Genomic DNA, 14,957 nt, shown 5'->3' on the forward strand with positions numbered 1-14,957 from the left:
AGCAGCTCAGGCGGGATCGTGCCGGTCCTGCTGCGGGGGAATGTCGTCGTCGTGGAGGATGCGCATGGCCGGTCCTTCGAGATCATCGAACTGACCGCTGTCGGAGGCGCGGAAGAACACCCAGATCGCCAGGAAGACCAGCAAGGTACTGAGTGGAATGAGGAGATAGAGCGCTTCCATCAGGCCCCTCCCGCCAGCGCTGGCTGGACCGCTGGAGCACTTGCCGGCACCTGCCGTGCCGCGCGCGTGGCACGGCTCAGGCGCAGTGCATTGCCGACCACCAGCAGCGAACTGGCCGACATGCCCACCGCCGACATCCACGGATCAAGCAGCCCGAAGGCCGCTGCCGGAATGGCGAGGAAGTTGTAGACGCTGGCCCACACCAGGTTCTGGCGCACGATGCGCATGGTCCGGCGGGCCATCTGCGCACATTGTGCCACGGCCGACAGGCGATCACTCATGATGACGGCATCCGCACTGACCTGGGCCAGAGCCGCACCTTTGCCCATCGCGAAGGAGACATCGCCTGCGCGCAGCATGGCGGCGTCATTGATGCCATCGCCGACGATGGCCACCACCGCCCCGCCCTGCTGCAATTGGCGCACCACCTCCAGCTTGCGTTGCGGCGTGCAGCCGGCGATCACTTCGTCGATACCGACGGCCGCTGCTACCTCGGCGCAGACCTCGGGCTGGTCACCGCTCAGGAGGATCACCCGCAAACCCTGCGCACGGAACGCAGCCACGGTATCCACGGCATCCGCACGCAATGCATCGGCCAGGTCGAAGCGCGCCAGCCAACCTTGGCTGTTGCCCAGGTAGACCGAACCGGCCGCTGCCGCAGCGGGCTGGTTCAGTTCGGCAGGCACGGATTGTCCTGCGATCTCGGCCACGAAGTGGCGCGCGCCCAGGCGATGCGGCACGCCATCGATGACACAATGCATGCCCGCGCCCGTGACGGAGCCGAGCTCGGCGACGTCGCACGCTGCACTGCCGCGACGGTCGGCCTCCTCCACCAGCGCCTTGGCCAGCGGATGCAGACTGCCGCGCTCCATGGCGGCGGCGACCGACAGGGCCTGCGCCTGGGGAATGCAGCTCCACAACGCCGTCATCTGCGGCCGGCCTTGCGTGAGCGTGCCGGTCTTGTCGAAAAGGATGGTATCGGCACGCTGCAAGGATTCCAGCACGTTGCCGCGCACGACCAGCGTGCCTTCCCGCAACAGGCGGTCGGTGGCGGCAGCCAGGGCCGATGGCGTGGCCAGCGACAGCGCGCAAGGGCAGGACACCACCAGCACGGCAATCGCGGTAGCCCAGGCGCGCGCCGGATCAATCAGATGCCAGGCAATGAAAGTGATCGCCGCCAGCAGCAGCAAGGCCACCACGAAACGCGAGGCCACGATGTCGGCCCACTGCGCCAGTGCCGGCTTGCCCTGCCCGGCCTGCTCCGCCAGGCGGGTGATGGACGCGAGCGTGCTGTCGCGTGTGGTGCGCACCACACGCAGCAGCACCGGCTGGCTCAGGTTGACCGCGCCGCCCGGCGCTTCCTGACCGGGCTGGAAAGCTTGCGGACGGCTTTCGCCTGACAGCAGCGCCAGGTCCAGTTCAGCCACGCCTTCGAGCAGACAGGCGTCGGCGGCGATGGTGTCACCGGGGCGAGCCAGGATCACGTCACCGGCCTGCAATTGGCTGGCGGCCACCAGCGTCGTCTCACGTTGCAGCGGATACCCGCGCAGTACCAGCGCCGATGCCGGGAAAGCCTGTTGCATGCGTTCCAGCGCGGCCGCCGATTTGCGCCGCGCGGCAGTCTCAAGGTAGCGGCTGGCCAGCAGCAGGAAAATGAACATGCTCACGCTGTCGAACCAGATCTCACCCTCGCCGCGCCAGGTGGCAATGGCGCTGCCGGTGAAGGCCGCAGCAATGCCGATCGCCACCGGCAGGTCCATGCCGGGCGCACGCGCCCGCAGCCCCGCCCAGGCACCGGTAAAGAACGGCAAGGCCGAATAGAACACCGCCGGAATGGTCAGGAACAGACTGGCCCAGCGCATCAGCGCCATCATGTCGGGATCGATGCCTTCATGCGTCATGTAGACCGGGATGGCATACATCATCACCTGCATCATCGACAGCCCGGCGATGAACAACTGGCGGAACAGGCGGCGGCCGGCGCGGCGCGCCTGCTCGCCCTGGCGCAGCGGATCAAAGGGATAGGCCGTATAACCCAGGCCGTGCAGGCCGCGCAGGATGGTGGAAGTAGAACAGCGCGCAGGATCGCGGCGGATATGCAGGCGCGCACTGGCCACGTTGAGTTCGGCCATGTCGATGCCGGGCATCCGGGCCAGGTATTTCTCGATCAGCCAGACGCAGGCGGCGCAGCGCAAGCCATCAATGGAAAGCACCAGTTCCTGCGCGTGGTCCCCTGCGTCAGAAACTTCACCATCGGCTGTCTGCACGGGCAGATCCACCAGGGCCAGCTCTGGCGGCAGCAACTGTTCTGGATCGATGCGGGCAGAGGGAACGGTCCGCCGCAGGTAGAAATCTTCACATCCGCTCTCGACGATGAGCCGGGCCACGCTCTGGCAGCCCACGCAGCACAGGGTCCGGTTGAGCCCACCAATGTCCAGCGTCCAGGACTCCCCCGCCGGCACCGTCTGGCCGCAATGGAAACACAGGTTCGCCGCATCACTCCCGTCGTTGTGCATGCTCATCCTCCGTGCACCGGACTGACACAGAACACGTCGATCCAGCCGCGCGCAATGCCCAGGCCGCCAATCTCGGCGGCACGCAGCAAACCCAACAACCCGAAGGCCAAGACGATCACGCCGGCGCTGCGCCGCACCCAAGGGCGCGCAGCCAACTGGCGCAAGCGTGCACCGGACATGCCGGCCACCAGCAGCACCGGCAAGGTGCCCGCCCCGAAGGCCAGCATGATCAGCGCGCCTTGCACGGCGCTGCCGGCCATGAGGGCGGTGAGCAAGGCGCTGTAGACCATCCCGCACGGCAGCCAGCCCCACAGGCTGCCCAGCAGCAGCGCCTTGACCGGCGTATCCACTGGCACCAGCCGCGCTGCATGGGGACGCAGTCGGGACCAAAGACCGCTACCCCATTGCTCCATGCGGGACAGGCCGCTCCACCACTGGGTGAGGTACAGCCCCAGCAGGATCAGGACAAGATTGGTGATGACGTAGGCCACCGTCTGCGCCGGTGCCAGCCAGCCCAGCACATCGGCACCGCGCAGCAGGCCGGCGGCGATGCCACCGGCCAGTGCGCCGGCCAGCGCGTAGCTGGACAGGCGACCGAGGTTGTAGCCCAGCACGCGCACCAGATCCTGCCCGAAGGCCTGGACCTGGGCGGAGCCGGCGACATGAAGGGGAATGATGCGATGCGCCGCACGCCCCGGCGCTGCGGCCATGGCCAGCGCCTGGGTGGCGACCGCCGGGGCACGCGGCGGCGCGGCTGAACTGAGCGCACCGATGATGCCGCCGCACATGCCGATGCAATGGACGCTGCCCATCAGGCCTACCAGGAAGATCGGCAGCAGGTTCATCGACGCGCCCCGCTCACACGGTCTGCGAATAACGCTGTGGTGTGTCCTTGTTCTGGCTTGCGGCTTTTTCGCGGTCCTGGTTCAGGTAGCGGTCGAACACCATGCAGATGTTGCGAATCAGCAGACGGCCCTTGGGCTCGACCGTGATCCATTCGGGTTCGATATTGATGAGGCCGTCCTCTTCCAGTTGCTTCAGCTTTTCCATCTCCGGCGCGAAGTATTCGCGGAAAACGATGGGATAGGCGATCTCCAGCGAATTGATCGACAGCTCGAAATTGCACATCAGCCGCTGGATGATCAGACGGCGCAGCACGTCGTCCATGCCCAGCTGGATGCCGCGGGCGATGGGGAGCGTGGAATTTTCCAGGCGGGCGTAATAGCCATCCAGGGTCTTTTCATTCTGGCTGTAGCTGCCGCCCACGGCGCTGATGGCCGAGACGCCGCACGCGACCAGGTCGGTCTCGGAATGGGTGGAGTAGCCCTGGAAATTGCGATGCAGGCGGCCCTGCTGCTGGGCGATGGCGAGATCGTCAGTGGGCTTGGCGAAGTGGTCCATGCCGATATAGACGTAACCGGCGCCGGTCAGCTGGCGGATGCACAGCGACAGCATGTCCAGCTTGCTGTCGGCGCTGGGCAGGTCTTCTTCCTTGATCTGGCGCTGGGTCTTGAACAGCGCCGGCATGTGCGCATAGTTGTAGACGGCGATGCGGTCCGGGCTGGCGGCGATGACCTTGGCCAGCGTGCGCGACATCGACATCACGTTCTGCTTGGGCAGCCCGTAGATCAGGTCGATGCTGACCGAGCGGAAGCCGGCTTCACGCGCGGCAGCGATGATCTGCAGGGTCTGTTCTTCGGATTGCACGCGATTGACCGCCAGCTGGACTTCCGGATCGAAATCCTGCACGCCCAGGCTGATGCGGTTGAAGCCCTGCTCGCGCAGCTTGTGGACACGCGCCACCGACACCGTGCGCGGATCGATCTCGATCGAATATTCACCCACGTGATCCGGAGCCAGCGTGAAGCTGTGGCGGATATGGTTCATCAGGTCCGACATCTGCTCGTCCGAGAGATAAGTCGGCGTACCGCCACCGAAATGCAGCTGCTCGACCTGGTTCATGCCGGAGAAGAGCGAACCCTGCATGCTGATCTCGCGCTTGAGATAGCTCAGGTAGAGCGAGGCCTTGGCGCGGTTCTTGGTGACGATCTTGTTGCAGGCGCAGTAATAGCAGATGGTGTCGCAGAACGGGATGTGCAGGTACAGCGACAGCGCCCGCCAGGCGCTCATGTTGCGGCGGTCGGAGACCGCATGCAGGTAGTCGGTGACGGCGAAGTCACTCGAAAAGCGATCTGCCGTGGGATAGGACGTGTAACGCGGACCACGCTGGTCCATTTTGCGCAGGACGGCCTTGTTCATGCCGGCGAGACTGGCGGATGGATGCAGGATGGACGGATGGGCGACTTGCATGCGATGCTCCTGGCCGGCTGCCACGCCGGACTGACGCGGCGCGCACATGCGCTGGGCCGCGAGCCCACCGGGCGAGCTGGTATTGACTGGAGCTTGCAGAATAGACAGATCACTGCAGGACCGCATTGATGTGCATCAAAGGGTCAGGACCTGTTGCCGGAACGGCATCTACAGCACGCCTCAATCCGCCCTCTGTGGTGCCAATGTCACGCGGCGTCTTCGTCGTGCCGCTTTTCGATTGCTTTTCGGCATTGTCGCGCTTTACAGAGCGATGCGCCAAACCCTAGGCTGCGATGGACGGCATCTGACCGTCTTTCATCTTCAATCCCGGGGGATTTCTTCGTGCACCGTTTCCAACTTTCCTGCGCTTGTCTCATCAGCCTGGCTGCCCTTGGCAGCACCGCCCAGGCCGCCAATCTCGGCCTCAGTGGCGAACTCGGCACTACCGGCGTGGGCGTCCACCTGAGCGTGCCGCTGGCGCAACAGCTCAATGCCCGCTTCGGGGTCAACTATTTTGATTATTCCTTCAACTCCAGCACCAATGATGTGAACTACGATGCCAAAGCCAAGCTGCGCACCTTCGATGCGCTGCTGGACTGGTTCCCGTTCGACAACGGCTTCCGTCTCTCCGGCGGCGTGGTCTACAACGGCAACAAGATCGACGCCACCGGCAAACCCAAGGCCAACGGCATCTATACCATCAATGGCAACGTCTATACCGCTTCACAGGCAGGCCAGGTCGATGGCCGCATCGATTTCAAGAAGTTCGCGCCCTACGTGGGCCTGGGCTGGGGCAACGCAGTCGCCCCGGCCAAGCCGGGCTGGGGCTTCACGGCCGACCTGGGCGTGATGTTCCAGGGCAATGCCTCGACTTCGGTCAGCAACTCCGGCTGCAACGCCCCCGCCGCAATCTGCGCGCGCCTGGCCACCGACGTGGCGGCCGAAAACGCCCAGCTCAGCGACAAGGTGCATGGCTACAACCTGTATCCGGTGCTGCGGGTGGGCGTGAGCTATCAGTTCTGATTGTGCTCTTCGGCCTTGCGGACCGATCCGTAACAGGCCCGCAAGGCGCGATAGTCGTAGTAATGGCTGTCCGGCGAAAGCCGCGCAGCATCGCAGTCCGGCTTGAAATCCATCTCCGCTTCGTTGTACAGCAGGCGCACCACGGTGCGTCCTGCGGCATTGGCGAACATGTCCCACTGCAGGTTGGCGGCCATCGGCGCGATCAGCGCGCCACGCCAGCCATTGCTGGCCGGGGCATAGGGTTCGCGCTCGGTCACCTGCTGCGATGCGCCGGGCAGGCCCAGCAGCGCAGCCAGCGGGATCACGATCTCGGCGTGGGCGAACCGCAGCTTGGCCAGATGGCGGCGCTGCCCGCGTTCAATGGCATCGGCCTCATCAAAAAAATCCTGCAGCAGGATGCGCGCCATGCGCCAGGTCACATCGCCCTGCTCCACCATGCCCGGCCCCTTGCTGTAGAAGTCTTCAGCATCTTCAGCCTCGGCGTAACGCTGCGCCGCCAACGGCGGCATGAATCGTTCAAACTCCTTCACATCGCTGCCAGCCTGCGCCAGTTCGCTGCGCATGCCGGCACTGATGGCATAAAGGTCATACAGCGCCCAGGCGGCCTGCAAGCCGTTGACGATCACGCTGCGGCCATCGCCGGTCAGCGTGCTGGTGTAACGGCCATCGGCGCTGGAAAATGTCAGCGTGCCGCTGTTGCTGAAACGGTAGCTCCCCTGCCCCAGCCGGCTCAGAAAATCCGGCTTGAACAGCTGTGCCAGGACCACATCGGCCGCCTCCTGCAAGCGCGGATCCTGCCGGATGCGGGCCAGTTGCGCCTGCAGCGCGGTACTGCGGGCATAAGCCTGGTAGGCCTGGCTGTCGCGCCAGGTCTGCAGGCGCAGCGCCTGCTGAGGATCCGCGCCGGAGGTCTCTGCCGGGGGAGTCTTGGGCAAACGGTGGAAATACAGCAGATAGGCATCGCTGGACGGCCCCTGCACCTGGTCGCGCAGACCAGGGCGGACCACCAGCAGCGCCCGGGTGAAGGCCTCGGCACTGTCCACTGCGCGATCCTTGCCGGAACTGACCACGACCACCGCGCGCCCGGCGCTGCCGGCCTGATCGAACAGGCCGGGCAGGCGCTGCAGCATCCGGTGCGCCAGATCGGCATGCTCCTGCAAGCCGGTCCGGGTCTCGTTGCCATAGCCGGGCTGGCTGATTCCTGGAACCCCGGCCCCCAGCAGGAAGTTGGCGCGCAGCATGGCCTGCAAGGCCGGTCCCAGTTCGCGGCCCAACGGGGTCAGCGCATCCTCCTGTTCGGCTTGCTGCCACAGGTGATACAAGGCCAGATCGGATTTCATCCCCGTCAGGCCGCGTGATCCATGGCGCGCCAGCAGTTGCGTGAACACCGGTTCATATCCAGGCGGAACCGGCTCCAGGCTGGCCATCGTCTGGCGTGGTGCGTAGGGGGTCTTGGTCTGGCGATCATCACGATCGGCGGCCTGCGCCAGGCTGGCGGCCAGCAGCAAGCCGCTCAGCCAGACACAGGCCCTTGCGGGCTGATGGGAGAACAGGCCACCGATCATGTTGTTTCATCCTTTCCGAATCAGGAAAACCTTGGCACTCAGAAGTCTGCGCGCACGTTCAGGTTCAGGGTACGCGGCGCACCCACGTTCAGGTAGGTTTCCTGATAGTAGGTCCAGTACTTGCGATTGGCCAGGTTGGTGATGTTGGCGCTCCAGGTCGTCATGTGGCCACCGATGCGGGTGCGATAGTTCAGCCCGGCATCAAACAGGCTGTACGGCGAGAGCATGTTGGCATTGGCCGAATCCAGCGCCATGGTGCCGACATACTGCGCGCCGGCATGCAATTGCAAGCCCGGCAAGGCCGCCACGCGATAGCTCAGTTGCGCCCCGGCCTGCATATCGGCCGCACCGACGGCACGCTTGCCGTTGACCGCGGCCGCAGCGTGGGTGATCTCCGATCCCATGACCATGACGCTGCCATCCAGGCTCAAATCACGCGTGAGCTGCAGCGAGCCATTGGCTTCCACGCCGCGATACACGCTCTGGCCATCGGCCACGTAGACGTTGGCGCTGTTGATGTACTGCGAGCCGCGCTCGATGCGGAACAGTGCCAGGCTGCCGTTCCAGCCATCGTGCTCGGTCTTGACACCGACTTCAGCCTGTTTGCTCTTGATCGGCGCGAAGGTCTGGTTGGCATTGACGGTAGTGGTCGGGGCGGAGGCACTCTGCTCCAGTGCTTCGGCATAGCTGACGTAGACCGTGGTATCGGCGCGCGGCTTGTACATCACGGCTGCCGTCGGGCTCAGCGGATTGGCGGTGAAGCGCGCGCTGGTGGTGTTGGCAGTGCTGTAGGCGGTATCGATGTAGTTGGTATAGCGCACACCGGCCAGCACCGACCAGCGGTCGTCGAACTTCATCGTGTCGCTGGCGAACAGCGCGGTCTGGGTGGTCTTTTCATCGCGATAAGTGCCGCCGCTGTAGTTGACGCTGTCGGCCGAGTAGATCGTCGGGGCATACAGGTTGCCGGTGCCGATGTAGGGCTTGGGGGTATTGACCGAAGAGGTCGAGAGCAGGTTCTGCGCCATTGCACCGAACACCAGCTCATGCTGGAGGAATCCGGTGCGCACCTTGCCCTGCACCATGGCTTGCGCCTCGTTGAATTCATAGCCGTGGTATTCCGAGGTCACACGATCACGGTAATTGCCGCTGTTGCTGGTGATGTAGTACTGGTCCTTCTTGTAGATGCGTACCGATTCGGAGTGACGCACGGCGACGCTGGCCTTCCAGTCATCCGAAAGACGGTAGTCGGCGCTCAGCGTCACCAGGCGGTAATCGACATCGGTGAAGGAGCCATTGCTGTAGAGCCGGGTCGTGCCATCCAGCGGCGAAGGAATCCTGAATCCGCTGACGATGACATCGGTACCGCCGGTGGCGATGCGGCGCTGGTAGATGGCATCCAGGCGCACGGTCAGGTCGCTGGTGAGACGGGCATCGAAGGATGCGCCGATGGACTGGCGGTTGATGCTGCCGTGATCGGCCTCGGTATCGCCGCTTTCGTTGACCAGGTTGACGCGATAACCGAAGCGCTGGTCCTCGCCAAAGCGCCCGCCGGCATCGACATGTTCCTTCCAGGTGCCACCGCTGGCATAGCCGAGATCGGTGGCGAAGAAGGTGTCATCGGTCGGGCGCTTGGTGACGTAATTGATGATCCCGCCCGGCGAGCCGAAACCATACATGAAGCCGGACAGGCCCTTGAGCACTTCCACCTGCTCGAACATCTCCAGCGGCATTTCGGTCCCGCGGTTGATGTTGGCCAGGCCATCGATCTTGTAGCCGTTCAGGTCATCCAGACGAAGGCCGCGCACCGAGATGGTGGCCGGGTGCGTGCCATTGACCGGACTGTTGTTGCTGACGCTGGCGTCGTACTTCAGCACCTCGGCCAGCGAGGTGGCCTGGCGATCTTCGATCTCGTCGCTCTTGACCGCACGCGTGGAGAACGGCGTCTCCAGTTCGGAGCGATCACCGAGGGCACCGCTGCTGACCTTCTCGGCCAATTTCTTCTTGTCGGCGCTGTCGGTGACGGTGATCTGGGGCAGGACGCTGTCATCGGCCTGCGCCATCAGCGGGCCGGCGCTGCCCAGCAGGAGGCCGGCGCCGAGCAGGGCGCGGCGCATGGTGGACGGACGGAAACGGACAATGCGTGTGGAAATCATGTCGGACTCGCAGTGGATGTGGAGAGAGAGGGAGTTGATTTGGCTATGCAATGGACCGACCGGGCAATGCCGGTCAGTCTTCTCTTTTTTATCGGGTCGTTTTCGGGTTCATGGCCGCGGATCAGTCACGAAGCCGATCTTGGCCAGCCCGCCGGCCTGTGCCATGGCCATCACCTGTGCCACTTTTTCGTAGGGCGTGGTGCGGGCTGCTCGCAGATGCAGTTCCGGCGGCTGCGGTGCAGAGGCTGCCTTGCCGATGCGAGCCTGCAGTTGCGACTGATCGACCGGTTCGTCATTCCAGAAGGTCTTGCCGTCGGCATCGATGGCGAGGTTGATGCTGTCCGGCTTGAGCGTATCGGGTTGGGCGGTGGCGCGCGGCAGGTCGATCTTGACGGCGTTGTTCATGACCGGGACCGTGATGATGAAGATGATCAACAGCACCAGCATCACGTCCACCAGCGGTGTGGTGTTGATTTCGGGATTGAAGTCATCGTCCGAATCGGAGAGGGAACCCATGCCCATCATGCAGCTCCCCGCGTGCGCAGGCGCAGGGCCGGGGCCTGTTCCGCCGCGGCAGAGGCGGCATCGGCGCGCGCCCCGGTGACGAACAGCGCATGCAGTTCGAAACCGAACTTGTTCAGTCGCGCGATGATGCTCTTGTTGCCGCGCAGGAGCGCGTTGTAGCCAAAGGTGGCGGGAATGGCCACTGCCAGCCCGAGCGCCGTCATGATCAACGCTTCGCCGACCGGTCCGGCGACCTTGTCGATGCTGGCCTGGCCGCTGCTGCCGATGGAAACCAGGGCGTGGTAGATGCCCCAGACCGTGCCGAACAAGCCCACGAAGGGAGCCGTCGAACCGACCGAGGCCAGCACCGCCATGCCCGACTGCAGGCTGGCCGAGGCTTCATCGATGGCCTGGCGCAGCGACAGCGTGACCCACTCGCTGACCGGCAGACGATCCTGCAACTGGCCTTGGTGGTTGGTGTGGTGATCGACTGCGCCCTGGCCGGCGCCGGCAAGCGCCGCAAAGGGATTGTCGCGGCCCAGCAGAGTGATGCCGGCGGCGACGTTGCCGGCCTCCCAGAACGCGTGGCCTGCGGCGTGCGCCGGAGTACGGTAGCGCCACAATTGCAGGGCCTTGGTCACGATCACATACCACGATGCCATCGACATCATCGTCAGCAGAAGCGCCACCGCCTTGGTGACGACATCGCCTTGCGACCACAGGGCCGTGAGGCCGTAGGGACTTGCATCCATTGCTGATTCCTTTCGTTCGGGGTTACTGCGTCAATTGAAATTTGATCGGTACGACCACATAGGCAGGCAGCGCCCTGCCCTGCTCCACATAGGGCTGGAAGCGCGCGCGCCGGACGGCCTCGCGCGCGGCCTGGTCGAGGCTGGCGATGCCGGAAGAGCGTTCCAGTGCAATCTGCTCCACCCCGCCCTGGGCATCGATCAGCACGCGCAGCAGCACCTCGCCTTCATCGCCGCGACGGCGGGCCGCAGCGGGATAGACCGGCTGCGGTGCAGTGAGGTACTGAACGCCGCTGGTAATGACGGGCGGGCGGATCATCGGGGCGGCCGGCGTCACCGCGGCAGCGGCGGCCTCGGGCGCAGACGCTGGAGCAGCTGGCGAGGAAGGAGCAGATGGCGCGGATGGCGCAGATGACGTGTCGGCAGAAGTGACCATGGCCGGCGCGGGTGCCACGGCCTGACGGGTGTGCGGCACGGGTGTCGGCCGCAATGGCACAGTGCGCACGGGGGCTGCAGGATGCGGTGATGTCGCAGGCAAGGGCGGCTGCGGTGCGGACTCGAGGAGTGCCAGCATCACGGTGGGCGGTACCGGTGGCGTGGAGATGGGCGCGGGCAAGGCGTGCATCTGCGTGGCCAGCCACAGCAAGCCCAGATGCGCAGCCAGCACCAGCAGCGCCGGCTGCGCTTTGCGCAGCATGGCCGCACCGGGTACCGTGCGCTGTGGAGAAAGAGGAAGGGATGACAGCATGACTCTCGCCGCGTCGCGCGGCCTTGCTCTGAAAAAAGCAGGAGTCTAGGCAGTCAAGATGACCTCGCCGTTACGCATTGATGACAACGGCGTCAGGAAAGCCCCATGCGATGTAAAAATTTGTTGGCAGCATGCCGAGGCAGTGAAGTCTGCGGATCAGATCGGGAGATCACGCCTCTCTGCGTCCTGCGGAGGTGGCACGCCAGCAGAGGATCGATCCGGCGCACACCAGTGCCGCGCCGACCCAGAACGACGGCGGCAGCGGCGCACGCAGCAGCGCGGCCGACAGTGCCGAGGACAACACCGGGATGAAATACGAAGCCCCCGCCAGCACCGTCACGTTCCCGTGCAGGATGCCCACATTCCAGGCCGCATAACCCAGCCCCATGGCGGCAGCCGCCAGCAGCAGATAGACCAGCGCGGGCACGCTGAAGGAAAGTTCAGCGGCATGACCGCCCAGCAGGACCTTCACCCACAAGGCCAAGGCCACCAGCATGAAGAAAGGCGTCACACCGTTCCTGCCCTCGGCGATGCGGGTGGTCACGGTGCAGTAGGCCGCCCAGATCAGGGCACCGATGAAGGCCAGGCCATAGCTCAAGGGATTGTCCTGGATGTTGGCCAGCATGACCGGCAGGTCCAGGCCCTGATTGCCGCCCAGCACCCAGCAGATGCCCAGCATGGACAGGATGAAGCCCGGCACCACCAGCAGCGTCGCGCGCTGCCCGCCGAAGAGAATCGCCGCCACCAGCGTGAAGGTCGGCCACAGGTAGTTGACCATGCCCACTTCGATGGCCTGGCGGCCGGTATGGGCGTAGCCGATCGAGAGCGACAGGCACAGTTCATACGCCACGAACAGCACGCTGCCCCACAGCAGATACCTGCGCGGAAAGCTGGAGAGGCGCGGGAAACCGACCGACACCATCAGGATCAGCGAGGCCACCGTATAGATGGCTGCCGCGCCGCCGGTGGCACCGAGATGTTCGCTCACGCCGCGGATCAGGCCAACGATGGCGCTCCACAAGACCACGGCGCTCAAACCGATCAGGGTTGCCTTCTTGCTGTTCATTGCACCTGCCCAAAAGCGCAAGAGTTTACCTCAAGGGCCGGGACCGGGCCTTGTGATAAAATCCTGCCCCTTCTGTCCGGTCTTCGGCGGCCATTGCCCGCGCGGCGGCCGGACGTGTTCCATGGGTTCCCTCGCCCCCATTCATCAAAAAGGTTCATATGACAACACTCGACCTGCGCCGCCATGCCGCGCTGCTGACCTGCCTTTCGCTGTTTCACCTTCTGGTGATCACTTCCAGCAACTACCTGGTGCAATTGCCCGTTTCGATCTTCGGGCTGCATACCACCTGGGGTGCCTTCAGCTTTCCCTTCATCTTCCTGGCGACCGATCTGACGGTGCGCTTCTTCGGTGCGCCACTGGCCCGCCGCATCATCTTCGCGGTGATGCTGCCGGCCCTGTTCATCTCCTACGGCATCTCGGCTCTCTTCTACATGGGCCAATGGCAGGGCTTCGGCGCGCTGGCGCATTTCAATGTCTTCGTGGCGCGCATCGCGGCGGCCAGCTTCATGGCCTATGTGCTGGGGCAGGTGCTGGACGTGCAAGTGTTCAATCGCCTGCGGGCTTCGCGCCACTGGTGGCTGGCACCGTCGGTATCGATGATCTTCGGCAATGCCAGCGACACCATCGCCTTCTTCTCCATCGCCTTCTGGCGCAGCAGCGATCCCTTCATGGCCGAGCACTGGGTGGAGATCGCGCTGGTCGATTATGGCTTCAAGATCGCCATCAGCCTGCTGTTCTTCCTGCCGGCATATGGCGCGCTGATGTCCTTCCTGAAGAGCTGGTTTGGCCGCCCGTTGGCGGCCGATCCGGCTTGAGTCCTGCAGCGATTTCCATCCAACGGTAAACTTGCGGCTTTGCGCGGTCTGCCCTGGCCGCGCCCTCCTCCTCTCCACCCTCCACCTGGACTGAGCATGAACTGGCCCCTGTTTGCCCTCGCCGTTGCCGCCTTCGGCATCGGCACCACTGAATTCGTCATCATGGGCCTGCTGCCCGACGTTGCGCTTGATCTGGGTGTCACGGCTCCGGCCGCCGGCATGCTGGTCTCGGGCTATGCCCTGGGCGTGGCCGCCGGTGCGCCCATCCTCGCCATCCTTACTGCCAAGTGGCCGCGCAAGCAGGCGCTGGTAGGGCTGATGTGCCTGTTCATCCTCGGCAATGTGCTGTGCGCGCTGGCCCCCAATTACCCGTTCCTGATGGTGGCGCGAGTGGTCACCGCCTTCTGCCATGCCGCCTTCTTCGGCATCGGCTCGGTGGTGGCAGCAGAACTCGTGACGCCGCAGAAGCGCGCGCAGGCAGTGGCGCTGATGTTCACCGGCCTGACCGTCGCCAACATCCTGGGCGTGCCGCTGGGCACCGCCTTCGGCCATGCGGCGGGCTGGCGCTCCACCTTCGGCGTGGTGACCGGCATCGGCCTGCTGGCTGCCGTCATGCTGTGGACCATGCTGCCCAAGAAGATCCCCATGCAGGCCGGCAATATCTTCCAGGAGTTCCGCTCCATCATCGATACCCGCGTGCAGCTGTCACTGCTGACCTCGACGCTGGCCTCGATCAGCATGTTCAGCGTGATCACCTACATCGCCTACATCCTGCTGGACGTGACCGGCTTCAGCGCCCGTGAAGAAAGCTGGGTGCTGCTGCTCTTCGGTGCGGGCATCACCGTGGGGGGCCTGGTCGGCGGCAAGCTGGCGGACTGGAAACTGATGCCGGTGATGTGCGGCGTGTTCCTGTGCATCGCCATCGTGCTGGGGCTGTTTTCCTTCACCAGCCATTACAAGTGGCCGACGCTGGCAACGATGTTCGCCTGGGGGGCCTTCGCCTTTGCGGTGGTGCCCGGTGCGCAGATCCGCGTGCTCGACACCGCACGCGGCGCGCCCAACCTCGCCTCGACCCTCAACCAGGGGGCCTTCAACCTCGGCAATGCCACTGGCGCCTGGGTCGGTGGACTGGCGATCTCGGCTGGCCTGCCGCTGACCGACCTGCCCCTGATCGGCTCGGCCTTCGCCCTGCTGGGCCTGGTGACGGTGGCCGTCTCGGCCTCGCTGGACAAGCGCGTTCGCGCTCCGGCCTGATTCTTCCCGCTCCGGAAAAAAGGCGCTTGACCCTCACGGGCAAGCGCCTTTGTTCATCCTGGCCAAGACAACTG

At 64.7% G+C, this 14,957-nt stretch carries 13 protein-coding genes; 3 read left to right on the forward strand and 10 right to left on the reverse strand.

Annotation, left to right across the window (positions count from 1 at the left end; translation table 11 throughout):
- Positions 1–6 precede the first annotated feature (6 nt).
- The 4 genes from ccoS to hemN are packed head-to-tail and all read right to left on the reverse strand — an operon-like array spanning position 7 to position 5,006.
- Positions 7–180, reverse strand: coding sequence for a cbb3-type cytochrome oxidase assembly protein CcoS (gene ccoS / locus MKD49_RS01745; RefSeq protein WP_039784822.1), 174 nt, complete (start codon positions 178–180; stop codon positions 7–9).
- A complete protein-coding gene (locus tag MKD49_RS01750; RefSeq protein ID WP_252695270.1) occupies positions 180–2,696 on the reverse strand; it encodes a heavy metal translocating P-type ATPase in 2,517 nt (838 codons plus the stop codon). Before MKD49_RS01750 ends, ccoS begins: the two co-directional genes overlap by 1 nt.
- Positions 2,697–2,698: 2 nt before the next feature.
- On the reverse strand, positions 2,699–3,541 hold the full coding sequence (locus tag MKD49_RS01755; RefSeq protein WP_252695271.1) for a sulfite exporter TauE/SafE family protein: 843 nt from the start codon (positions 3,539–3,541) through the stop codon (positions 2,699–2,701).
- Positions 3,542–3,554: 13 nt separating this feature from the next.
- Entirely contained in the window at positions 3,555–5,006 is a 1,452-nt protein-coding gene (gene hemN, locus MKD49_RS01760) for an oxygen-independent coproporphyrinogen III oxidase (protein WP_209583689.1), read from the reverse strand.
- Between the two features lie 468 nt (positions 5,007–5,474).
- Here hemN and MKD49_RS01765 point away from each other — a divergent pair, with 468 nt between their 5' ends.
- Positions 5,475–6,029, forward strand: coding sequence for a hypothetical protein (locus MKD49_RS01765; RefSeq protein ID WP_134224133.1), 555 nt, complete (start codon positions 5,475–5,477; stop codon positions 6,027–6,029).
- Here the strand turns inward: MKD49_RS01765 and MKD49_RS01770 are convergent.
- The 6 genes from MKD49_RS01770 to yddG all read right to left on the reverse strand — a co-directional run bounded on the left by MKD49_RS01770 (position 6,020) and on the right by yddG (position 12,814).
- Positions 6,020–7,594: a histidine-type phosphatase gene (locus MKD49_RS01770; protein ID WP_252695272.1), complete on the reverse strand. Its 1,575-nt coding sequence runs from the start codon at positions 7,592–7,594 to the stop codon at positions 6,020–6,022. The two genes, MKD49_RS01765 and MKD49_RS01770, sit on opposite strands and share 10 nt — an antisense overlap.
- A gap of 38 nt (positions 7,595–7,632) precedes the next feature.
- Positions 7,633–9,747, reverse strand: coding sequence for a TonB-dependent siderophore receptor (locus MKD49_RS01775; RefSeq protein ID WP_252695273.1), 2,115 nt, complete (start codon positions 9,745–9,747; stop codon positions 7,633–7,635).
- Between the two features lie 108 nt (positions 9,748–9,855).
- On the reverse strand, positions 9,856–10,269 hold the full coding sequence (locus MKD49_RS01780) for a biopolymer transporter ExbD (protein WP_134136219.1): 414 nt from the start codon (positions 10,267–10,269) through the stop codon (positions 9,856–9,858).
- Positions 10,269–11,003 carry a MotA/TolQ/ExbB proton channel family protein gene (locus tag MKD49_RS01785; RefSeq protein WP_252695274.1) on the reverse strand — a complete coding sequence of 245 codons (735 nt, stop codon included), beginning with the start codon at positions 11,001–11,003 and terminating at the stop codon, positions 10,269–10,271. The genes MKD49_RS01780 and MKD49_RS01785 overlap by 1 nt, the downstream gene beginning before the upstream one ends.
- A 22-nt stretch (positions 11,004–11,025) precedes the next feature.
- The gene (locus MKD49_RS01790; RefSeq protein WP_252695275.1) at positions 11,026–11,748 is read right to left on the reverse strand and encodes an energy transducer TonB; all 723 of its coding nucleotides are present in this window, start codon (positions 11,746–11,748) and stop codon (positions 11,026–11,028) included.
- Between the two features lie 169 nt (positions 11,749–11,917).
- Positions 11,918–12,814 carry an aromatic amino acid DMT transporter YddG gene (gene yddG, locus MKD49_RS01795; RefSeq protein ID WP_252695276.1) on the reverse strand — a complete coding sequence of 299 codons (897 nt, stop codon included), beginning with the start codon at positions 12,812–12,814 and terminating at the stop codon, positions 11,918–11,920.
- Positions 12,815–12,972: 158 nt separating this feature from the next.
- On the opposite strand from yddG, the gene MKD49_RS01800 reads away from it, so the two are divergent.
- Both MKD49_RS01800 and MKD49_RS01805 read left to right on the forward strand, forming a co-directional pair.
- Positions 12,973–13,629, forward strand: a complete 657-nt coding sequence (locus MKD49_RS01800; RefSeq protein WP_252695277.1) for a 7-cyano-7-deazaguanine/7-aminomethyl-7-deazaguanine transporter — start codon at positions 12,973–12,975, stop codon at positions 13,627–13,629.
- Between the two features lie 96 nt (positions 13,630–13,725).
- The gene (locus tag MKD49_RS01805; protein WP_134136150.1) at positions 13,726–14,883 is read left to right on the forward strand and encodes an MFS transporter; all 1,158 of its coding nucleotides are present in this window, start codon (positions 13,726–13,728) and stop codon (positions 14,881–14,883) included.
- The last annotated feature ends 74 nt before the right edge of the window (positions 14,884–14,957 follow it).

The sequence above is a fragment of the Herbaspirillum sp. WGmk3 genome, from assembly GCF_023952535.1.
GTDB classification, from domain to species: domain Bacteria; phylum Pseudomonadota; class Gammaproteobacteria; order Burkholderiales; family Burkholderiaceae_D; genus Herbaspirillum; species Herbaspirillum huttiense.

Excerpts from the sequence above, each read along its gene's own strand:
- hemN (WP_209583689.1), bottom strand. The coding sequence starts at position 5,006 with ATGCAAGTCGCCCATCCGTCCATCCTGCATCCATCCGCCAGTCTCGCC.
- MKD49_RS01790 (WP_252695275.1), bottom strand. The coding sequence starts at position 11,748 with ATGCTGTCATCCCTTCCTCTTTCTCCACAGCGCACGGTACCCGGTGCG.
- MKD49_RS01805 (WP_134136150.1), top strand. The coding sequence starts at position 13,726 with ATGAACTGGCCCCTGTTTGCCCTCGCCGTTGCCGCCTTCGGCATCGGC.
- MKD49_RS01780 (WP_134136219.1), bottom strand. The coding sequence starts at position 10,269 with ATGGGCATGGGTTCCCTCTCCGATTCGGACGATGACTTCAATCCCGAA.
- MKD49_RS01775 (WP_252695273.1), bottom strand. The coding sequence starts at position 9,747 with ATGATTTCCACACGCATTGTCCGTTTCCGTCCGTCCACCATGCGCCGC.
- MKD49_RS01800 (WP_252695277.1), top strand. The coding sequence starts at position 12,973 with ATGACAACACTCGACCTGCGCCGCCATGCCGCGCTGCTGACCTGCCTT.
- yddG (WP_252695276.1), bottom strand. The coding sequence starts at position 12,814 with ATGAACAGCAAGAAGGCAACCCTGATCGGTTTGAGCGCCGTGGTCTTG.
- MKD49_RS01750 (WP_252695270.1), bottom strand. The coding sequence starts at position 2,696 with ATGCACAACGACGGGAGTGATGCGGCGAACCTGTGTTTCCATTGCGGC.
- ccoS (WP_039784822.1), bottom strand. The coding sequence starts at position 180 with ATGGAAGCGCTCTATCTCCTCATTCCACTCAGTACCTTGCTGGTCTTC.
- MKD49_RS01755 (WP_252695271.1), bottom strand. The coding sequence starts at position 3,541 with ATGAACCTGCTGCCGATCTTCCTGGTAGGCCTGATGGGCAGCGTCCAT.
- MKD49_RS01770 (WP_252695272.1), bottom strand. The coding sequence starts at position 7,594 with ATGATCGGTGGCCTGTTCTCCCATCAGCCCGCAAGGGCCTGTGTCTGG.
- MKD49_RS01785 (WP_252695274.1), bottom strand. The coding sequence starts at position 11,003 with ATGGATGCAAGTCCCTACGGCCTCACGGCCCTGTGGTCGCAAGGCGAT.